This is a genomic window from Proteus terrae subsp. cibarius, from assembly GCF_011045835.1.
GTDB lineage: Bacteria > Pseudomonadota > Gammaproteobacteria > Enterobacterales > Enterobacteriaceae > Proteus > Proteus cibarius.
The window spans coordinates 874,109-895,050 of record NZ_CP047349.1 but is presented as its reverse complement, the minus strand read 5'-3'; the positions used below and the strand labels follow the sequence as shown (position 1 = coordinate 895,050).

At 36.5% G+C, this 20,942-nt stretch carries 20 protein-coding genes; 1 reads left to right on the top strand and 19 read right to left on the bottom strand.

Features of this window, described 5'->3' with window-relative positions:
• Positions 1-131: 131 nt before the first annotated feature.
• Positions 132-1,778 carry a lipid IV(A) 4-amino-4-deoxy-L-arabinosyltransferase gene (arnT, locus tag GTH25_RS04070; protein WP_099659915.1) on the bottom strand — a complete coding sequence of 549 codons (1,647 nt, stop codon included), beginning with the start codon at positions 1,776-1,778 and terminating at the stop codon, positions 132-134.
• A gap of 393 nt (positions 1,779-2,171) precedes the next feature.
• Entirely contained in the window at positions 2,172-2,510 is a 339-nt protein-coding gene (locus GTH25_RS04065) for a carboxymuconolactone decarboxylase family protein (RefSeq protein ID WP_023581047.1), read from the bottom strand.
• Between the two features lie 130 nt (positions 2,511-2,640).
• Between GTH25_RS04065 and GTH25_RS04060 the strand changes: the two genes are divergently transcribed.
• Positions 2,641-3,030 carry a DnaJ family domain-containing protein gene (locus GTH25_RS04060; RefSeq protein WP_075674096.1) on the top strand — a complete coding sequence of 130 codons (390 nt, stop codon included), beginning with the start codon at positions 2,641-2,643 and terminating at the stop codon, positions 3,028-3,030.
• Between the two features lie 61 nt (positions 3,031-3,091).
• Here the strand turns inward: GTH25_RS04060 and GTH25_RS04055 are convergent, their stop codons facing one another.
• The 17 genes from GTH25_RS04055 to GTH25_RS03975 all read right to left on the bottom strand — a co-directional run bounded on the left by GTH25_RS04055 (position 3,092) and on the right by GTH25_RS03975 (position 20,931).
• Positions 3,092-4,666 carry an AbgT family transporter gene (locus tag GTH25_RS04055; RefSeq protein ID WP_164530345.1) on the bottom strand — a complete coding sequence of 525 codons (1,575 nt, stop codon included), beginning with the start codon at positions 4,664-4,666 and terminating at the stop codon, positions 3,092-3,094.
• A 610-nt stretch (positions 4,667-5,276) separates the two neighbouring features.
• Complete coding sequence (locus GTH25_RS04050) at positions 5,277-5,594, bottom strand: helix-turn-helix domain-containing protein (RefSeq protein ID WP_075674094.1); 318 nt, start codon at positions 5,592-5,594, stop codon at positions 5,277-5,279.
• 20 nt (positions 5,595-5,614) lie between these two features.
• A complete protein-coding gene (locus GTH25_RS04045; RefSeq protein WP_075674093.1) occupies positions 5,615-6,469 on the bottom strand; it encodes an MrpH family fimbial adhesin in 855 nt (284 codons plus the stop codon).
• A 20-nt stretch (positions 6,470-6,489) separates the two neighbouring features.
• The gene (locus tag GTH25_RS04040) at positions 6,490-7,041 is read right to left on the bottom strand and encodes a fimbrial protein (protein WP_164530344.1); all 552 of its coding nucleotides are present in this window, start codon (positions 7,039-7,041) and stop codon (positions 6,490-6,492) included.
• 10 nt (positions 7,042-7,051) lie between these two features.
• Positions 7,052-7,549 carry a fimbrial protein gene (locus GTH25_RS04035; protein ID WP_238795305.1) on the bottom strand — a complete coding sequence of 166 codons (498 nt, stop codon included), beginning with the start codon at positions 7,547-7,549 and terminating at the stop codon, positions 7,052-7,054.
• Positions 7,550-7,561: 12 nt separating this feature from the next.
• Entirely contained in the window at positions 7,562-8,119 is a 558-nt protein-coding gene (locus GTH25_RS04030; protein WP_075674091.1) for a fimbrial protein, read from the bottom strand.
• 11 nt (positions 8,120-8,130) lie between these two features.
• Positions 8,131-8,889 carry a fimbria/pilus periplasmic chaperone gene (locus GTH25_RS04025; protein WP_075674090.1) on the bottom strand — a complete coding sequence of 253 codons (759 nt, stop codon included), beginning with the start codon at positions 8,887-8,889 and terminating at the stop codon, positions 8,131-8,133.
• 45 nt (positions 8,890-8,934) lie between these two features.
• Complete coding sequence (locus tag GTH25_RS04020; RefSeq protein WP_164530343.1) at positions 8,935-11,556, bottom strand: outer membrane usher protein; 2,622 nt, start codon at positions 11,554-11,556, stop codon at positions 8,935-8,937.
• A 20-nt stretch (positions 11,557-11,576) separates the two neighbouring features.
• Positions 11,577-12,137 carry a fimbrial protein gene (locus GTH25_RS04015; protein ID WP_099659918.1) on the bottom strand — a complete coding sequence of 187 codons (561 nt, stop codon included), beginning with the start codon at positions 12,135-12,137 and terminating at the stop codon, positions 11,577-11,579.
• Positions 12,138-12,225: 88 nt separating this feature from the next.
• Positions 12,226-12,753 (bottom strand): fimbrial protein, encoded by a 528-nt coding sequence (locus GTH25_RS04010; RefSeq protein ID WP_075674087.1) that lies wholly within the window; start codon positions 12,751-12,753, stop codon positions 12,226-12,228.
• A gap of 1,942 nt (positions 12,754-14,695) precedes the next feature.
• Positions 14,696-15,016 carry a helix-turn-helix domain-containing protein gene (locus GTH25_RS04005; RefSeq protein ID WP_075673424.1) on the bottom strand — a complete coding sequence of 107 codons (321 nt, stop codon included), beginning with the start codon at positions 15,014-15,016 and terminating at the stop codon, positions 14,696-14,698.
• Between the two features lie 21 nt (positions 15,017-15,037).
• On the bottom strand, positions 15,038-15,865 hold the full coding sequence (locus tag GTH25_RS04000) for an MrpH family fimbial adhesin (RefSeq protein ID WP_075673423.1): 828 nt from the start codon (positions 15,863-15,865) through the stop codon (positions 15,038-15,040).
• A 21-nt stretch (positions 15,866-15,886) separates the two neighbouring features.
• Positions 15,887-16,435, bottom strand: coding sequence for a fimbrial protein (locus GTH25_RS03995; RefSeq protein ID WP_075673422.1), 549 nt, complete (start codon positions 16,433-16,435; stop codon positions 15,887-15,889).
• A 10-nt stretch (positions 16,436-16,445) separates the two neighbouring features.
• Positions 16,446-16,931 carry a fimbrial protein gene (locus GTH25_RS03990; RefSeq protein ID WP_075673421.1) on the bottom strand — a complete coding sequence of 162 codons (486 nt, stop codon included), beginning with the start codon at positions 16,929-16,931 and terminating at the stop codon, positions 16,446-16,448.
• 11 nt (positions 16,932-16,942) lie between these two features.
• Complete coding sequence (locus GTH25_RS03985) at positions 16,943-17,488, bottom strand: fimbrial protein (protein WP_075673420.1); 546 nt, start codon at positions 17,486-17,488, stop codon at positions 16,943-16,945.
• Between the two features lie 13 nt (positions 17,489-17,501).
• Positions 17,502-18,260: a fimbria/pilus periplasmic chaperone gene (locus tag GTH25_RS03980; protein WP_075673419.1), complete on the bottom strand. Its 759-nt coding sequence runs from the start codon at positions 18,258-18,260 to the stop codon at positions 17,502-17,504.
• A 55-nt stretch (positions 18,261-18,315) separates the two neighbouring features.
• Complete coding sequence (locus GTH25_RS03975) at positions 18,316-20,931, bottom strand: outer membrane usher protein (RefSeq protein WP_075673418.1); 2,616 nt, start codon at positions 20,929-20,931, stop codon at positions 18,316-18,318.
• Positions 20,932-20,942: the final 11 nt, after the last annotated feature.

Genomic DNA, 20,942 nt, shown 5'->3' with positions numbered 1-20,942 from the left:
ATCCATTTTTTGGCTTTGATCACATAAAAACAACACAAAAAATCAAATTGATGTCATTTTAAAGCTGAAACTAAATTTATTTTCTCTTTTATAACCGTCTTTTGAAAAATAGAAATAGAGTGTCAAATCAATTAATTAAAGAAAACGAATGTTAAATCACCCTGTTTTTCTACAATAGGTTTTACCTTTAACTGACTTATAACAGATAATATTTCTTTTCGCTCTGGTCGGACTAAAACAATCGCAAGCCCTTGATAGTTATTCTCTTCAATTAAGTTAACTAACTGCTTAAGATCATAATATTTATTTTGCACATCAGGATATGCCAGACCATAGGCAAGCTCTCCTTTCGTCTCTGTTAAACGAATATCAGTGCGTTTTAAACTCCATGCTAAGGACGTTCCAATCCCCACTTCATCAGTTAAAATATAAGGCTTATCTGCTAGCTCACTGTAATAGTGATTAATTGCTTTTTCAGGGGTGCTTTTGCTTTCAACTTTATGAGGAATGGCATACCCAATTACTAGACTTAATCCTATCGAGCAGAATAAAGTCAGTAAACGTGTGGGTTTAAAGAGTGAAGCAATTCCCATCACACTCCAAAATAAAAAGCCCACAATACCCAGCAGCGCTTTATATTGCTCATGTGTTTCATATAACGTAAATCGTGTAGAGAACAGCGAATAAGCAATAATAGAAACGCCTATAAGCCCAAAAATAGTATTTATGATCGCATTGATATTATGAATTTTTTCATTTTGTTTATCTTTTAGCTCTTCCATATAATGTGCAATCAATATAGAGAGTGGCACAAAACAAGGTAACATATAGGTTAATAACTTACCGCTGGAGGCAGAAAAGAATGCAAAAAACAGGAATAACCAAAACGAAAAATAAAGCGTTCCCTTTTTCAAAAAAATAGCAGATTTAAGAGCGCCAAATAAGAACCCTAACCACGGCAAAATACCCAAAACAATAATAGGTAAATAAAACCACATAGGTTGCGATCTTGCTGAATCCTTTTCAACAAAACGTTGAACGTGTTCAATCCAAAAGAAGTAGTGCCAATAATCAGGGGCTTGAAGTGCAACAGAAATCACCCAAGGGCCTGCAATAACAAGCATTGAGATAAGCGCTATTGGCGCATAACAAAGGACTTCTTTAAAACGAGATGAGCTAATTGCGGTTACAACAAAAACTAACGCAGGTAATACAACAGCAATAAAACCTTTAGTTAAAAAACCTAATCCACAGAAAATACCGACTAAAATATAAGCATTGATTTTTGACTTTCTATTTTGTGCAGATAATCCACTTAAAAAGTAATACATCGCAATAGTGACAAACATTGTCACGATAGGATCAAGAATATTGTAGGTACCAATTGCTAACACAAGAAACGAGGATAAAAAGACCACTAGTGCATTAAACGCCAAAGTACGGTTATGCCAAACTAGCATAGTGGCACGATAAACAAATAAGCCGGTTAATAAGGTTGAAGTTACAACAACAATGCGAACAGAAAAATTACCTCCGCCAAATAACCATTGTGCAATACTGTTTAGCCAATACCCCAATACTGGCTTTTCAAAATAGCGAATATCCAGCATGTAAGGTACTGACCAATTACCTGATACCAGCATTTCTCGGCTAATTTCAGCATAGCGGATCTCATCTGGTTGCCAGAGTAGTCGCGTTTCGAGAGGAATTAAATAAGTTAGAAATACAAAAATAAAAAGTAGAAACCATTTATATTTTTCTACAAAGTCAACACGCATATATTCCCCGTTAAAATAAAACAATATCACGTTATACAAACTATTCACTTAGAATAGCTATCCTATAAAAGATTCAATATTATTTATTAAATTATAATTAATTATTGTTTTTATTTATTCCCAACCAACCCAAATAACGTTTAATGGAAATTTTACCAATAAAAATCAATACGATAAACCATCTCGTTAGAAATCAAAATAATAAAAGATTAATTTTTTATTAAATAATGAACGTCTTTTTATTAAAAGATTATCTAGATAGTATTAAAACAAAACATAGAGGATAACTGTTAAATATAAACAGAAGGTAAACAAAGTATATAAATAAAAAAAACCAGAAGGAACTTATTCTGGTTTCTGATTACTTTATTTAATCATATGATGATAAAAATCTTATTTACTAAACTCTTTAAAAGCGCCCATGGTGTTGGATGCATACATAACTGAAGGACCACCGCCCATATAAATAGCAACACCTAATGCTTCTGCAAGTTCTTGTTCTGTTGTGCCAAGCTCTACAAGTGTTTTTGTATGAAATCCAATACAGCCATCACAACGATTCGCAACAGCAATTGCAATAGCGATCAATTCTTTTGTTTTTGCATCTAAAGCACCTTCTTTACCACCCGCTTTTGTCGTGCTCATAAAAGCTTTCATCACTTCTGGAATATTTTGAGACAATGCCCCCATGTTACCTGCAATGTCTGTTACTATTTCTTTGTACTTGCTCATTTTTGATCCCCTATCGATATACTTATTTATATAATATAAAAATATAATATCAAATTATATAATCTAAGCAAGTCAATTTAATTTGTGGTGATCTTTTCTATTGCGATAGTTACTAAAAAAGAGGTTTAAAGTGTCTATTTTAGATGAGTGGGCTGAACGCCATATCGAAAAAGCGTTACAAAAAGGAGAACTTTCATCACTAAAAGGTGAAGGAAAACCACTGATACTTGATGATAATAGCCATGTTCCTGAGTCACTCAGAGCAAGCTATCACTTATTAAAGAATGCTGGTTTTTTACCACCTGAAATGCAAGACAGAAAAGAAGCCTTATCTCTAGCGGAAATCCTAAGTACGTTAAATGAAACGGGAATAGAAGATGAAACACTGCAAAAGCGTTTGGCATTACTTGAGCTAAAATTGCAACAAGCAGGTTTAGATACCCAATTTTTACATGCAGACTATGCCACACAATTAACAGAAAAATTGGTAAATCATAAAAAAGAAACCGAACAAAAATAATGAAATATCAAAATAGAAAAAGCCTATACATCCCTGTATAAGCTTCAATCATCGCAGAGAATTAACCTGCTGTTGGAGAGTAGTATGTTGGTGAGCCAGGCCCTACTGGTAAATTGAATACAAACACCCATAAGTAGAACAATAATGACCAACCAATTAAGAAAATAACGGAATATGGCAACATCATAGAGATCATCGTACCAATACCTGTGTCTTTCTTATATTTTGTTGCGACTGCTAATATCAAACCAAAGTAACTCATCATAGGTGTAATGATATTAGTGACAGAATCTCCTATTCGATATGCTGCTTGGATTGTCTCTGGCGCATAACCTGCAAGCATTAACATTGGTACAAAGATAGGTGCTGTCACAGCCCATTGTGCCGATGCTGAACCAATCATTAAGTTAATAAAAGCACAGATTAAAATAAAGCCTAAGAACAGTAATCCACTTGGCATATCAATACTATTAAGTAGCGCAGCACCCTTAACAGCAATGACCTGACCGATGTTTGTCCAACCAAAGAACGCAACAAACTGAGCCGCAAAGAAAATAATCACTAAATAGAGGCCAAGCGTACTCATCGAATTCGCCATAGCATCAACGATGTCTTTATCTGTACGCATTGTCTTAGCAATCCATCCGTAAACAATACCCGGTATTGCAAAGAATAAGAAAATAAAGACAACAATAGATTTTAAGAAAGGAGAATTACCAATTAACCCTGTTTCTTGGTTTCTCAATATGCCATTTTCAGGAACAACCGTTAGCGCCAAAATCACGGCCATCACAATAAATGTCCCTGTTGAAGCCCATAGTGCTTTCTTTTCTAGTGGCGTAACTTCAGCAGCATTCCTTAAATCATTTTCTTCATCATCAAGTTCGTTACCGTTATAAGGCCCTAGTTGAGGCTCAACGATTTTTTCCGTAATGAAGTAACCTAAGAAAGTAATAAGGAATGTACTGACAAACATAAAGTACCAGTTTGCTTCAGCACCAACGATATAGGTTGGATCTATAATACGCGCTGCTTGCTGTGTAATACCCGATAATAACGGATCTATCGTTCCTAAGAGCAAGTTAGCAGAATAACCGCCAGAAACACCCGCAAATGCAGCAGCAAGACCCGCTAGAGGATGCCGCCCTAATGAATGGAAGATAATTGCTGATAACGGTATCAGTACCACATAACCTAATTCAGCCGCGGTATTAGACATAATACCGGCAAATACAATTGCCAATGTAGTCATCTTGCGAGGTGCTTTCATTACCACTAAACGCATCACCGCAGATAATAAACCTGCGCGTTCAGCAATACCGACACCTAATAACGCCACCAGCACCGTACCTAAAGGCGCAAATCCAGTAAAGTTTGTGACGATATTTGCCAATATACGACGAATGCCATCCGCATCTAACAAACTAATAATATGGATATAGCCATCATCTGCGCGTCCTTTGGCGCCTTCTGGTCGGGGATCTTGTACCGTAACACCGAAATATTCACCAACCGCCGAAGAGACAAGTAAAATAGCAATTAAAATAATAAATAAAATAACGGGATGGGGTAGCGCATTTCCTAGCCATTCCACTGTGCGTAGAAAGCGACTGCCTCCCTGTTTTTTTGTTTGCATCATTTATCCTTTTTATAAAAAAACAGAAAATGCACAGTACACAACCCTTTTTATTATGACTATCCGTTAATCCTATTTATAAATGCCTTATTTAAGATAAAACCCTGAATAAAATTGCTAAATAAAATATTTTTTACTTTAATAAACAATAAATTAAAAATAAATCATACAATTACAAATAACTTACATTAAAATTAATTTATAATATCTAAAATTAAAAAATGTGCATAAGGTAACATTTTTTAACATTATCATGATTATTTATTAACCTTTTCTGATTAAAAATGCCTTCAATTAATAGTCAGAAACGATTAAACACTCAGATAAACCTGATAGTAACGGTTGTAATTACTATAAAAGAGAAAGTAATGACGAATAAATGGTCAGAATAGGTTAAAACTTTAGATTATTTGTAACGTGAGCAACTAATTTTATAGTAGATATTGAACGTTCGAGTATACGCAGAATGAAGAGTTGATGGTCTGAGAGAAGAAAGAGAAAAATGACAAAAAAATCTTTAAAAGGACAATATCGTTGATATTTTAAAGATAAAAAGGGCAATTTATTATTGCCCTTTTTATCTATCACTTAATGAGAAAATATTTACTGATTAGAAGATAATATCTGGCGTAGTTTCCGCCATAAAATATATACACTTACTTGCATGTCTATCTTCAATTTCTTCTTCAACATGAAAACAATCTTCAAAAAACCAGTGAATGGGGGTTTTTAAATAGACCGCCAATGTCACAAGGTAACTCAAGTCTATTTTATTTAACCCGCGTTCATAACGTGAGAATTGTTGTTGGCTAATTCCCAATTTATCAGCAATGTGGCCGCCAGTATAACCAAGCTCTTTACGTTTTCTTTGTATTCTCTTGCCAACTAGCTCATTCACATTGATGTCTATAAGATCATAATCCATCATGCTTTAACCTATTCTCTCTATTATGGCAATGTTAAGATAAGTGCACCAGAACCTGAGAAGAATCCCGCCTCGACACGACCATTTGTACGCAATACAGAACTGACTGATACTGATGTTGCTCTACCTTTGGGAACAAAAATAATTGCGCCGTCTTCCCCAGGATATTCGCCCCCATTAAGGGTTCCTAAATATAAGTTTGCATATAAGCTATTATCTGAACGTAAAGGAATACGATCACTTACCATACCTGTCGCAATCACTTTTACACTCATATCCTTATTGCATGTGATATTGATATTTTTTGAACGGCGTGCATTATTTAATTCGTTCTCATTAATTTCACCATAGTCTAAATTCACAGAGCCATCAATAATTTGACAAGCTCCCACAGGAGGAGGTGCTATACCACAAGAAGAACCGGGTAATAAACGACCACTTTTAGCAATACCACTTGACTCTTCTTGGTAAAATAGCCCCACACATTCTTGAAGAAGAGAAGGATCAACACCTCTGTGTACGGCTTTGTTAGGCCCATAAGGTAACGCTAATTTAGCCAAAACGGCTTGGCGCAATTCTTCCATCGTGCGATAATTTTGTGCATTGCTTAATATCCTTTTTGTTGCTGTCCCCCCAGAACCATCAGCTTCATGCCGGTGGTTAATTGTGATATAACATCTTTTCCATCCATAACATGGATTTAATGTACCAGGAGGCTCAGGATCCCAACGTTGAATAATAAAGGTATAGTCAGCACCTTTTGAGCCTACAAGCTTAGATTCTGTGATATAAGAAAAAATTGCCGCCATTGATGATGTTGAAAATAACATCATCACACTAAATATAAATAATGCTGATAATCGTTTTGGGGTAGACATATTAACCTCAATCTTAAGGATTAATCATAATTCAGGTGAAATGTGGCTATTGCACTAAAACGACCTCGTTTTATTGATTCATTGGCAATAGCATTAGGTTCTGCTTGTATAAAGGCTCGAAACCTTAAAATCGAATCCCCTGAATTTAAGGCAATATTACTGGTTTCTTGATTAATCCGTAGTGGTGTACCATCTGAATTTTCTAATCCAATAGCAATACCTTCTGCTTGGCTTCCTGCACTTAAAGCAAGAAAACCTTGCCCGACCATTGCCTGATTTTCAGTACCACTAAATGTCACTCTCACTTTTTTATTAATCGAAAGATCACACTCTGATAAATGAATTTGAAATGCTTGGCTATTTGTTCTTCCAGAACCAATATAAAATGTTTTATCAGGCACATTACCGAATTCCAGAGAAATAGTTTCATCACCCGGCTTAATCACACAAGGCTCATCCACTAACGTACCATAAAGCCGCATATTATTCGGTGCTGCATTGGCTGTTGCCATACTTCCTATCAATACCGTTAGCCCGTAAATAACAGGAAGCGATAATGTCTTGATTTTCATTTTCACTCTCCTATTGATATTCAGCGAGCAATGTTGCAGTGACTTCAAATGGGCCTTTTGCCAACGTGCTTCCTGGTTTTTTGACAGGTACAGCTTGAATAATCGGTAGTTTACTTGGCGATATAATGACACGTTCATTTAAAATAAAAGGTTGACCATCACGTATCATATGAATAGCTAGATTTGCCATATTGGTTTGTAGTCCCGCATCATCAAATTGGCTTTTAGGGCCAATTATTGACAAGGTAAGATCCCAACCTTTTATATTTTGATCGCACTTTAATGTGTAATTCACCGGTTTTGTGTAATTAATTCCATCAATCCGATTAATCCCCACATTGTCGCCAAAAAAAACTTCGATTAAGTTATTATTTTCGATCACACAAGGTGGCGGAATTAATAATGTTCCAAATAATTTTAGATTAGGTTGTTCGTCTGCTGCATTGATTGATAATGGAGCCATTACAAGTAGAGTCATCAAACAAACATGTTTCAATTTGCTATACACAGTCTCGGCTCCTTACTGATATTCAATGCGAAGTGTCGCGATTGCCGAAAAATCACCACCGCTTAATGTTGCTGAATAATCGCGAACGGGGATTGCCTCAAGAACCGGTATATTCGGATAAGTAAAGTTTACAGTTTGTCCTAATCGCAACAATTTATTTTGATAGAGTATACGGACGCCCAACCCAGTAATATTTGTTTTTAGCGCATTACTATCAAATCCAGCACCACCACCAACAACCGAGATTTTCATCGCATTAGTCGGCATTTTTTTACATTCAACTTTATAATTAATGGGACGTTTATAGTTAGCACCATCAATACGCGTGCTCATTACTTCGCCAAAATCGACCTCAACCATCTGCCCATTATTAATAACACAAGGTGGAGGAGCGATAACATAACCGGTAATATTAACAGGAACCATACCCGGTGAAACTGTCGTCGCTTTAGGTGCGAACATACTTGATGATGTATTTGCAACAGCAGCTGAACTCAGGACACCAGTAAATGCTGTCATTAATAAAATCAACACTGCTTTGCTTGTGTTTAACCGCTGTTCCATATCCATAAATAAACCTATTAATTTCCTACTGCAGTTTCTACAACCTTACAGTCGTTACCACTACAGCTAAATTTTAAACGAGGGCGTCCACCGTAATCGTTGATGTAACTTAATACTGGTGAGGCACCAAATGCAGAAGCTTTTAAATTAAGATCCGCACTACTTTTTGGATCTATCATTAATGGCGTAAATCCGGCTAAGCTCTCACCTTTCAATCCTGTTAATCCATCAACAATGGTCACAAAATAAGGTGTTGGATTATTTACCTGATAGGTATCACCTTTTTTTGTTAAGGTAATTTTTTCCTGCCAAGGATTTGTTAAATCTGTCTGCGTTGCATAAATAGCTGCTGGACGATAAAAGAGTTTAATACGCGTTTGTAAAGCAATTTGTAAAACATTCGGTTTATCGCTACGTGGTGGAATTTCACGTAAGTTAAAATAGAACACACTTTCTCTATCTTGAGGTAATTTAGCGACATCAGGTAATCCCTGTATTTTTATTTGGCTTTTATCACCTGGTTCAATTCGCTGAATAGGTGGCAGAACGATTAATGGACTTTCCACTTTTTGCCCATTGATATCTTCCATCCAACCTTGTGCTAAATAAGGGAGATCTTTATTTTGATTACTAACATTCAGGCTGACAGATTTATCAGCTCCATTAAAAATGACACGAGTTCTATCCAATGCAATCGCAGCAATGGCTTGTTGAGTGAATACCATGCCAGTTAATAATGTGGTTGCTACAATGAATGAGCGCTTTAATAACATCATCTTTAATTACTCTTTTGTTTATAAAATCGTTTAATTTTTCCCTTCTCAACCTTCTGTTTTAACAAGCTGTGGTTGAGATGGTGATTCGGTTCTCTCTTCTGCTGGAGAAGATGTTGATGGAGTGGCTCCACAAGTTAATAATAGTGAAGAAATAAAATAACCTTCATCTAATTTAGGGACTTGTACTGTGCACTGTTTTTTACCACTCCAACGTACGTCTAAAATATCACCTGAATTTATTCCACTAAGATAAACATTACCGCTATCATTCACGATCCCCAATTCACGCCCTTTTGTAGTGGTAATGCTTGCTCCAAATGGTGGATAAGTACCGTCTTTCAAACGTACAATTGCCATCGCTTTTTGCCCTGCAATAACGTCAAATTCACGGTAACCAATAGCCCCTTCAGTTAGGGTTAATTGTTGTATTGAACGTACCGCATCGACATCATCAGGTAATTTATCTAAATCGATTGTTGCACTGTTACGATAATAGTTATTAATATCTGGAAGCACCGCTTTACCAAAGGCATTGGTGTAGCTTACCGCTCCTAAACTTCTCACTGGTACTCCAGAAACACCATTAGTATCAACTAATAGGCGCGCCGCGCCTGGCATTGCCGTACGGTGGAATGCGCCACCTTTTGGTGTCAACGTTGCGCCACCTTGGAATGAAAGTGATGCTGATGTATTTTCACCTTGAATATGGCTTGCACTTGCAGTGACTAATGCAGTATCACCATAACGGGTATAATAGGCGTCAGCTGAAGGACGACCACGGCTACTTAAACCGGCACCTAAACGATAGTTATTATTGTCATCAAGGCGGTCGAAATAACTTACGTTATGTGAATTACCGTGTTTATTAATCACAGTGTTATAGCTAATTGTCGCTTTATCACTCCACGGCATACTGGCATTCAGATAAACACCATCATCATTAGTGCCGTTAAATTTGTTGCGATACGCTGATAAGTTAAAGTTAATATTTTTGAACCTACCAATATCCATAAATTTAGATAATGATAAGTTGTAATAATCGTTATTAGGCTTATTCCAATAAGTTTGGTGGTTATAGTTAAGATAGGCACTCATTCCCCAATCAGGGAATTGCTTACTTAATGTGACGGTATAAAGCTCTTTATTATTATCACGATTGTTATCGCGATAACGACGATCTAAATACTGCTCCATACTCATAAAGTCACGTTCAGAGAAGCGATAACCGGCGAAAGTTACCTGACCATTAATTGCTTCAAAACGTTTAGAGTAGCTGACCCGATAAGAACCACCATGATAGTTCTTACCATCATTAGGAATTTTTGCCCATGAATGGGTGGCATCAAAAGAAATTGCACCTAATGCCATCAAATCTCGACCAATACCTAAAGAAACAGAATTATAGTCGCCTGCAACTAATGAACCACCATAGAGAGACCAACCATTTGTTATCCCCCATGAAAACTCACCCATTGCAAAAACAGGTCCTTCCGTTTTATGGTCCATATCAGAAGGTTTACCCGCTGATAATTTATATTGCACTCGACCAGGTCGTGTTAAGTAAGGAATACTTGCGGTATCCATTTGATATTCTTGTACTGAGCCATCTTGCTCTTCTACTCGAATATCAAGCTTACCACTCACTGCATCATTAAGATTTTGAATACGGAATGGACCTGGCGCGACCTGAGTTTCATAGATCACTCTGCCTTGCTGACTAATTGTTACTTTTGCATTAGATTTCGCCACCCCCGTTACTTCAGGAGCATAACCGCGTAAGTTGGGTGGTAACATCTGGTCATCAGTCAGTAAACTGATACCTGTAAAACGGAAATTATCAAAAACATCAGAGCGTGAGTAAGTTTCACCCATAACAAGGCGAGCGCCCAATTGAGTGATTGCTCTATAAAGATAATATTGGCTCCAATCCCAATCATTTTCTGAACTACTGTTAACGCCTGTTGTATGTTGATAGCTTGCTTGCCAATCAGCACGAAAACGCCAAACACCTAAGTTTGCACCCGCAGTACCGCTCCCCGTTACTTGTTGTGTTTGCTTACCGTTTGCAGGATCATTGACGTTAGCATTGACGTTATAGTCAAAAATAAGACCTGAAATACCCTCATCCCAACGAGAAGGTGGATCCCAGTCTTCAGTTGAATACTCAACATAAGCTTGAGGAATGGTGACAATAAAGCTACCCGCACCTAAGTTAGTGCTTGTTGTCATACCTGGTAATGAAGACTCATCAAGACACGCGTCGCCATCCTTCCAAGTCACCGCTTTAATCCACTCAGGTTTCAGCGTAAATTGATTGACCAAATCACGAGGAATACAAGGAATACTCGCTTTAGGATCATTTTCGGGAACAATATAATTAATAGTATAGAGATCAGGTAATTCATTATTATTAACTTTAACAATGAACTCATATCTTCCTGGCATAATATAGCCAGCACGAGAGAAGTCAGATAAATCAATATTTTGTTTATCTTTAAGATCAAGAATATCAGAGTTAAACTCGATATCACTAGTAGCAAACACCACATTAGAAGCACTTGCCATACCAGCAATAATTAAATAGATCAGTGCCGCAACAGGTCGAATAGTATGCTGATTACTCTTTTTTTCTGCTTTTCGTGAAGCAGTTTTGAATGATTTAGCCATAAATAATCCAACCAATCCATTTAATAATATTCGAGTTTAAAACGCAGGGTTGCTTGGTAATTACCTGCTCGTGGAATTTCGTTATTTTTGACGAGCCTTGCTTGATATAGCAAAGACAACGATTTTGTATCAATATCCACAGGAGGTAGAGGTTTCCCTGGTATTGCCAATCTTCCATAACGGTCAGCAATAGCTAACGAAACACCTTTCGCGTCACCAAAAAGTTGGAATAATCCGTTCTGTGCGGGGCCTTCAAAAGTAGCAATAAAACGAGGACGCTCAGCTTGCATACCTTTTTGGTCAACAAGAGAACATTCTGTTAATCGAATAGAGAAATATTCAATAGGTCCTTGGCCTTCGACAGCTAAGGTTGGAATAGACACGGTACTTAAAGAAATAACTTGCTCTCGGCTTCCTGCTGAGATAGTACATGTTGGTTCTAAAATAGAACCTTGTAAACTAACCACGCCGAATCGCTGATGTGATTTTACATCTTGTTTTATGTCGGTCACTGCCATTACAGGTTTAACTAATAATCCTGTCGCAACAAGTAATAATAGTGGCACCATTTTGCGATTCATTGCGCTCTACTCCATAAAATAAACCATAAAAAAATAATGCTGGAATGAAGCCCTATACATCCTTATACAGGGCTTAAAAGAACATCTATTATTGGTAAGTTAATGCGAAAGTAGCGATCGCAGTAAAGTCACCTGGTACAGCTGCATCTGTTGCAGAACCTTTTAAGTAAGCAGCAAAGTTCAGATCATTTGAACCATCACGAATAGTTTGAGCTTTTGTTGGTTCACCTAATTTAATTTGTGTACCACCTGCATCAGTAATAACAACTGCTGCATTTTTCGCTAAACCTTCAATACCTAAAGAGCCAGGCAGGATAGCTGCTGCTTCAGCACCAGTGAAAGTAGTTTGAACTGTTTTATAAGTTTCAGTAGAGCATTGCAGTAATTTGATTTTGAAAGTGTTAGAAACGCTACGACCACCATCTTTCAGAGCATTTGCTGAAACTTGTCCTAATGGAACACGTTGGTCACCAGAGTTAGGATCAATTGAACATGGAGCATCAATGATTGAACCCCAAAATTCTACAGTACCATGACCTTGATCAGCCGCGAATGCAGAACCAGCAGCAACAGTTAAGCCTAAACCTAAAACTAAACCTAATTTATTTAATTTCATCTTTATGTTTCCTGAAAATATAAGAACGAAGATATTTAAAATAATAAAATTCAATATAAGCAAACTGCTTAAATGAATGTCATACTAAATAGAGTTTCTATATTTTGATAAATTTCGCCTAATCAATTTCATATTTAATAATGAAATTAGATAAAGGAAACATATCAAGTTGGATATATTATTCTCTTCGATTTTTATTAAGTCAAACCACCCCAACTTTATTAAATTCATTTTTATTAATTTACTGATATTAAGTGTATTTTTTACATTTTCATACAAAATATTACTTTTCGAAAACGCCCCGAATGGAATTTAAAACCAATAAATTACTCTTAAAAAGAGATATATGAGATTTAAATACTGACATTTCAAAATTTAAAGTTAAAAGATCTGATTATCTTTTTATGAATAAGAGTATTTGTCAATTAAATAACATTTTATTATTTACTTACTTTAACCTTACATAACCTAAATTTTACATATTGAAACAAATCAAGCCTAATGCATTGATTTACCAGAAGATCAAAATAATGAATTTGTTAATTGATTTATTATCATTATTTACTCTCGGGCAGAAATCACACTAATAATAATCTTATAATGATAATCTTAAATTGAATTAAATATTGAACTATCAGTCTCAATAATAGATAAGACATTGTATTTTATATATAAATTAATAATTACATCCTTTTATAATTACGGATATTTATAATAAACAATACAAAAAGAGTAAAAACATTATAAAGCATTGATTTATAATTAATTATACAAATAATATAATCGAGAATAGAGTGTTTTGATAATAATTTAACACTTGGATGTGAGTATTTACACTTAGGAAATTAAGGTCAGAAAGTGAGTTTTTTGTACAATTTGCATTTTTTGATTAAGAACACTTCCATATGTTAACTAACTGATAATTCAAAAAAGAAATTCGTGTAATGCCTATTTTTTCTTCAAAAAAAACCAGAAATTTAATCATTTGATTGAGAATGGTTACTCCTTTTTTGGGTAAAAATTTTAATGTATTTATTAAGAGCTAGCTCAAACATTTAAATTATTTATTTATTAGATTATTGACTATTTTACGTATTGCTACTAATTTCATTATTAGCTTATTCATATTATTGCCTTCCCATAGAATCCACATGTTTTTATCCAAAAAGAAACACCATTAAATACATTTTATTTACATTTAATATATATATATTTAACACTACTCATTTAGTGCGTATATATATTAGTCGTTATTACTTGTTTTTTAATCATCAAATCTTTTTCAATAAGAATATTGGAGTTTTTTATCTTTACGATAAATCAGGAATAGTTTTATATTATCTGAATAAATTTAACTCATTTTTGAATGAGTTAATTAATCAAAATAAGTAAGTTTTAAGGTATATATTAGAAATAATCTTTTATCGATTAAATAATAACAAGTTAAGAATTTAAATAAAAATAGAGAATTTCATTAATATTATTTAATTATTCGACCAACCACCTCTTAATAAGAATATCATTATTAGAAGGTCTTTATTTAATAAATTAAGTTAGCTTTATTTATCTTTTTCATGATGTAATAAAAAAAGACATGTTTAACCTAATAGAAATGCACTTTTTTTAAAACACTCTCTTTAAGAGTATTCTTAACATACATTTTTAGCAAAATGCGTGTCTTAGATAATTATTATCGTCATAAAATGACAGTTTTACTTTTATGGCTAATTTTCATCTCTTATAAAAGAGTAAAAATTGATTATCAATACCTTCCTTTTTTTACAGATAGCACGATCAATAACTCAAATTTGACTAACCGTATTTAGTACTTTTTAGCATAAAAAAAGGGCAGGGTTTCCCCTGCCTTACCAATTTGGTAATCAATCAAAGAAAAAGCATACGCTCTAAAACACCAAGTTAAAGTATCCTTTCGCGATATGCATTAATACAAAAAAACGTCAGGCATGGTTTCAGCCATGATGTTACTTCGTTTATCGATACGCAGACTTTCAGATGAAGATTTCGTGGTAAAGCAGTCTTCAAAAAACCAATAAATAGGCGTATTTAAAAAATTAGCCAACAAAACGAGATAACTGAGATCTATTTTATTCATTCCTCGCTCATAACGAGAAAATTGCTGTTGGCTAACACCAATTTTTTCAGCAATTTGCATACCGGTGTAACCTAATTCTTTACGTTTTTTCTGAATTCTTTTGCCAACTAACGCATTAACATCAATATCTGTAAAATCGTAATTCATCATAATATTCACCCATTATCATGATTAAGGCATCGTTAAAATAATTGAACCTGAACCAGAGAAATAGCCCGGTGCAACGCGACCATTGGTATGTAAAACTGATTTAACCTCTACAGGTATGGTTCCATTTGCAGGAACATCAATTACAGTACCTTTTTCACCAGGATAATTATCAAGAAACAAATCGGCATAAAGACTATTATCAGGTCGCAGTGGTACTCGGCCACTGTCTGAGCCTGATGCGATAACTAGAACTTTCATTGCCAAGTTACAAGTGACATTAATATTTTGAGCACGTGTTGCATTTTCTAAACTCACTTCATCAATATCGCCATAATTTAGGTTTACAGCACCTTCTGTTATTTTGCAGGCACCTACTGGTGGTGGCGCAATACCACATAGTGATCCTGGTAATAAACGCCCATTTGGAGACCAACCTCCTTCCTTAGATTCATAAAATAACCCGACACATTCTTGGTTTGAGGTAAGTGGATCACCAACATGTCGAGCAGTGCCTTGTATTGGAAAACTTTCCATTCGCATTACCGCATCACGAACGCCAGCTAAATAACGCTCTTTTTCAACACGGACAATACTTCTTACCGCAGATCCTGGAGAACCATTAGCATCATGTTTATGGTTAATGGTTATCCAGCATTTACTCCAACCATAACAAGGATTTGGGGTGTAAGGATCTTCAGGATCCCAGCGTTGAATAACATAGGTATAGGTTGCATTTGCTGGTGTTCCAGTTGATTCGGTTATATAAGAAAAGATGGATGCCATCGCAGGTGCCGAAAACAGCAAACCGATTGCAATACATAAAGCCGGAAATCGCTTTAATATGGACATAAAAAACCTCAACCCTAATAATTAGTCATAATTCAAATGAAATGTGGCTATTGCACTAAATGGGCCGCGTTTAATGGACTGGTTAGCAATCGCATCCGGCTCCCCTTGAATAAAGGCATAAAAATTTAAAATTGTGTCATCCGCACTTAATGACATTTTGTCTGTTTCTTTATTAACAGGTAGCGCATTTCCATTTTCAGATTCCAGTCCAACAGCAATACCCGCGGCTTGACTGCTTGGGCTTATTGCTAAAAAACCTTGTCCTGCCATGGCTTGATTTTCATCACCTTTAAAGGTGATTTTGACGCTTTTACCAATCGTTAAGTCACATTCAGACAAGCGTATTTGAAACAACTTGCTTGGTGTTCTTTGATACGCATAAAGGTTTTTGTCCGGAATATTGCCAAAATCTAACTCAACAGTTTCGTCTCCGGGCTTTATGGTGCAAGGCTCGTCAACTAATATGCCGTGAAAACGCATATTGTCTGGTGCAGAGAGAGCGGTTGATGTTAATCCCATAAATGTGGCCAGACTCAATACGAACGGGATCGATAATCTTGCTATATTCATCAATACGCTCCTATTGGTATTCAGCAAGCAATGTTGCTGAAACTTCAAATGCACCTTCAGGCAAAGTGCTACCCGGTCTTTTAACAGGTACTGCTTGGATCACAGGTGGATTATCGGGTGATATCGCAATACGCTCGTTCAATTTAAAAGGCTTACCATCTTGCGTGAGATGAATACCTAAATCTGGAATATTGGTTTGTAGCGCAGCTTCATCAAACTGAGTTTTAGGACCAATAATAGAAAGCCCTAAATCCCAACCTTTTAAATTTGGATCACAGACCAATCGATAATTCACGGATTCGGTGTAGTTAATGCCATCTACTTTATGAATACCTACGTTGTGCCCAAAATAGACATCAATCAGTTCGTTGTTACTGATGACACAAGGTGGTGGCACTAATAAAGTGCCAAACAATTTCATATTAGGTGCGTCTGCACTTATGGCAGAATAAGAATTCAGTAATGCAATCAGACATATGTACTTTAATTTATTCATCTTCTGACCCCTTACTGATAATCCACATGCAGTGTGCCACTTGCGACAAAATCACCACCCACTAAGGCTTCATTCTGATCACGAACAGGAATGGCTTCTAATTCAGGTAAGTTGGGATAGGTAAAATTTACCGCCTTACCTAAATCTAATAAGCTCCCCTTATACAGAATACGTACCCCTAATCCTGTAATATTTGTTTGTAACGCATTTGAATCGAATCCTGTTGCGCTACCCGTAACATAGACTTTCATGGCATTAGTTGGCATTTTTTGGCAAGTCGCGGTGTAGTGGATAGGCTCTTTATAGCGAACGCCATCAATACGCGTACTCATCACCTCACCAAAATTAACTTCGATCATTTTGCCGTCATTAATGAGGCAAGGTGGTGGTGCAATAACATTTCCTGAAATATTGATATAAACAATTCCAGGAATAACGGCTTTCACCGCTCTCGCGGATGAATTCGCAACAGCAGTAAAACTTAGGCCTCCAGTAAACGTTGCCAAAATAAGAATCAACACTGCTTTGCTTGGGCTAAACCGCTGTTCCATTTTCATAAAATAGACCTATTTATTTTCCTGCTGATGTTTCTGCGACTTTGCATTCATTGCCATTACAGGTGAACTTCATCTGAGGACGTCCGCCGTAATCATTGATATAGCTAAGTACAGGTGATGCGCCAAACGCCGAAGTAGGCAGATTTATCGTTCCTGTACTTTTAGGCGCTATCATCAGTGGCTCAAAGCCATCAAGACTTTTTCCTTGTAACCCTGTTAGGCCATCCACTAATGTCACGTAATAAGGTGTTGGATTATTCACTTCATAACGATCACCTTTCTTTATTAAGGTAATTTTTTCCTGCCAAGGATGAGTGAGATCCGTTTGTGTGGCATAGATTGATGCTGGGCGATAAAACAACTTAATTCGTGTTTGTAATGCAATTTGCAACACGTTAGGTTTATCACTACGAGGTGGAATTTCACGCAAGTTAAAATAGAAAACACTTTCTCTATCTTGTGGTAACTTGGCAATATCTGGTAATGACTGTACTTTTACTTGGCTTTTATCACCCGGCTCAATACGCTGAATTGGAGGTAAAACTAATAATGGGCTGTCAATACGTTCTCCATTTTCATTTTCCATCCAGCCCTGAGCCAAGTAAGGGAGCTCTTTGTTTTGATTGCTGACATTTAAGCTAATAGATTTATCTGCACCATTAAAAATGACACGCGTTCTATCTAAAGCAATCGCAGCAAGGGCTTGACTAGTAAAGACCATTCCAGTCAATAAAGTGGTTGTTACAATGAATAAGCGCTTTGATAACATCATTTTGAATTACTCTTTTTGTCTGAAATTATTTTTATCTTTCCCTTCTTTCCTAACCTTATTGTGTAATCAGTTGAGGTTTAGGTAAGGGCTCTGTTCTTTGATTGATTGTCGAAGGTGTTGCGTCTCCATCACTACAAGTCAGTAATAAAGAAGACATAAATAATCCTTCAACTAATGTTGGAATACGAACTTTACACTGCTCTTGACCATTCCAACGCACACTCAATACATCATCACTATTAATCCCCGTCAGATAGACATTCCCACCATCATTGACAATACCGAGTTCACGCCCTTTCTCAGTTGTGACACTGGCACCAAATGGGGGATAAGTTCCGTCTTGTAAGCGAATGACAGCCATGGCTTTTTGTCCCGAAACCACATCAAAGTGACGGTAGCCAATTGCACCTTCTGTTAGTGTTAATTGTTGAATTGAGCGTAATGCTTCAGCATTATCTGGCATCTTATCAAGGTCGATACTGGCACTACTGCGATAATAATCGTTGATATCAGGTAGTACTGCTTTACCAAAAGCATTGGTGTGCGTAATCGCGCCAATGCTTTTTACTGGTATATTAGAAACACCATCTGTATCAATTAGTAAACGAGTACTACCAGTACGACTTGTGCGGTGTAATGCACCACCTTTTGGTGTTAATGTAGCCCCACCTTGTAGAGATAATGTAGCTGATGTGTATTCGTCATTAATATGACTCGCACTGGCAGTGATCAATGCTGCATCAGCATAATGCATGAGGTAAGCATCTGCAGATGGCTTACCGTTACTACTTAAACCTGCCCCAACACGATAACTACTATTGTTATCAATACGATCGTAATAACTGACATTATGTGAATTACCGTGTTTATTAATCACAGTGTTGTAGCTAATGGTCGCGCGATCGCTCCAAGGCATACTGACATTCATATAAATGCCATTATCATTGTTACCATTAAATTTATTGCGAAACGCCGACAGACTGAGATTGATATTTTTAAAGCTACCAATATCCATCGTTTTAGCTAACGACAGGTTGTAGTTATCGTTATTAGGTTTATTCCAATAGGTTTGATGACTGTAGTTTAAGTAAGCGCTTAATCCCCATTCAGGGAACTGCTTACTAAACATAATGGTATAAAGCTCTTTATTGTTATCTTCTTCACCACCATGATAACGACGATCTAAATATTGATTCATACTCATAAAGTCACGTTCGGAGAATCGATAACCTGCGAATGTCACTTGGCTATTGATTTGTTCAAATCGTTTTGAGTAACTTAGGCGATAGGAACCACCGTGATAACGCTTATTATCACTTGGAATTTTGGCCCAAGAATGCGTCGCATCGAAAGAGATAGCACCTAGCACCATCAGATCACGACCAATACCAGCAGAAACAGAGTTATAATCTCCCGATATTAATGAACCACCATAAAGTGACCAACCGTTACTGATCCCCCATGAGAATTCACCCATACCAAAAATAGGGCCTTCCGTATTACGGTTCATATCTGACGGTTTACCCGCAGATAATTTATATTGCACTCGACCCGGACGTGTTAAATAAGGAATACTTGCCGTATCCATTTGGAATTCTTGAACAGATCCATCTTGCTCTTCAACACGTACATCTAATTTACCACTCACTGCATCATTGATGTCTTGAATACGAAACGGCCCGGGAGCAACCTGAGTTTCATAGATCACACGACCTTGCTGGCTAATCGTTACTTTCGCATTCGTTTTTGCTACTCCCGTTACTTCAGGGGCATATCCTCTTAAGTTAGGTGGTAGCATATTGTCATCCGTAGACAAATTAACCCCGGTAAAACGGAAGTTATCGAAAATGTCAGAGCGTGAGTAAGTCTCCCCCATTACAAGGCGAGCCCCTAATTGCGTGATCGCTCTATAAAGATAAAGCTGGTTCCATTTCCAACTATTTTCAGTGCTATCAGGAATACCCGTTGTATGCTGATAACTTGCTTGCCAATCGGCACGGAAACGCCAAACACCAAGGTTTGCTCCCACAGTTCCTAAGCCCGTAACTTGTTGCCGCTGTTTTCCTTTAGCGGGATCTGTTACGTTAGCATTGACGTTATAGTCGAAAAGTACTCCTGAAATACCATGATCCCAACGAGAGGGTGGATCCCAGTTTGGTGCTGAGTATTCAAGATAGGCTTGAGGAATAGTAAGAATAAGATTGCCATTTCCCAGGCTTGCACTTACCGTCATACCTGGAATAGAAGAGATATCAAGACAACTTCCATTATCTTGATATTTAACTTTTTCAACCCATTCAGGTTTGAGCCCTATTTGATTGACCAATTCTTGCGGTAAACAAGCCTCACTACCTTTAGGATCATTTGCTGGCACAACATAGTTAATGTTGTAGAGTTCTGGGAGTTCATTATTATTCACACGAACAACAAATTCATATCGGCCAGGCATAATATACCCAGCGCGAGAAAAATCTGATAAGTCGATATTTTGCTTATCTTTTAAATCTAAAATATCGGCATTAAATTCAATATCACTATTTGCTAAAGCTGAACTTGAAATACTAGAAGCGCCAGTAAGAATTAAATAGATCAGTACAGCAACAGGCCGAATAGTATGTTGTTTTTTCTTTTTTTCCGTCCCTAAACAAACGGTTTTGAATGTTCTAACCATAAGTTATCCAA

Coding starts and splice junctions, on each gene's coding strand:
- GTH25_RS04015 (WP_099659918.1), bottom strand. CDS start 12,137: ATGAATCGCAAAATGGTGCCACTATTATTACTTGTTGCGACAGGATTA.
- GTH25_RS04005 (WP_075673424.1), bottom strand. CDS start 15,016: ATGATGAATTACGATTTTACAGATATTGATGTTAATGCGTTAGTTGGC.
- GTH25_RS04055 (WP_164530345.1), bottom strand. CDS start 4,666: ATGCAAACAAAAAAACAGGGAGGCAGTCGCTTTCTACGCACAGTGGAA.
- GTH25_RS03985 (WP_075673420.1), bottom strand. CDS start 17,488: ATGAAAATGGAACAGCGGTTTAGCCCAAGCAAAGCAGTGTTGATTCTT.
- GTH25_RS03980 (WP_075673419.1), bottom strand. CDS start 18,260: ATGATGTTATCAAAGCGCTTATTCATTGTAACAACCACTTTATTGACT.
- arnT (WP_099659915.1), bottom strand. CDS start 1,778: ATGCGTGTTGACTTTGTAGAAAAATATAAATGGTTTCTACTTTTTATT.
- GTH25_RS04045 (WP_075674093.1), bottom strand. CDS start 6,469: ATGTCTACCCCAAAACGATTATCAGCATTATTTATATTTAGTGTGATG.
- GTH25_RS04020 (WP_164530343.1), bottom strand. CDS start 11,556: ATGGCTAAATCATTCAAAACTGCTTCACGAAAAGCAGAAAAAAAGAGT.
- GTH25_RS04010 (WP_075674087.1), bottom strand. CDS start 12,753: ATGAAATTAAATAAATTAGGTTTAGTTTTAGGTTTAGGCTTAACTGTT.
- GTH25_RS03995 (WP_075673422.1), bottom strand. CDS start 16,435: ATGAATATAGCAAGATTATCGATCCCGTTCGTATTGAGTCTGGCCACA.
- GTH25_RS03990 (WP_075673421.1), bottom strand. CDS start 16,931: ATGAATAAATTAAAGTACATATGTCTGATTGCATTACTGAATTCTTAT.
- GTH25_RS03975 (WP_075673418.1), bottom strand. CDS start 20,931: ATGGTTAGAACATTCAAAACCGTTTGTTTAGGGACGGAAAAAAAGAAA.
- GTH25_RS04065 (WP_023581047.1), bottom strand. CDS start 2,510: ATGAGCAAGTACAAAGAAATAGTAACAGACATTGCAGGTAACATGGGG.
- GTH25_RS04030 (WP_075674091.1), bottom strand. CDS start 8,119: ATGGATATGGAACAGCGGTTAAACACAAGCAAAGCAGTGTTGATTTTA.
- GTH25_RS04000 (WP_075673423.1), bottom strand. CDS start 15,865: ATGTCCATATTAAAGCGATTTCCGGCTTTATGTATTGCAATCGGTTTG.
- GTH25_RS04040 (WP_164530344.1), bottom strand. CDS start 7,041: ATGAAAATCAAGACATTATCGCTTCCTGTTATTTACGGGCTAACGGTA.
- GTH25_RS04025 (WP_075674090.1), bottom strand. CDS start 8,889: ATGATGTTATTAAAGCGCTCATTCATTGTAGCAACCACATTATTAACT.
- GTH25_RS04050 (WP_075674094.1), bottom strand. CDS start 5,594: ATGATGGATTATGATCTTATAGACATCAATGTGAATGAGCTAGTTGGC.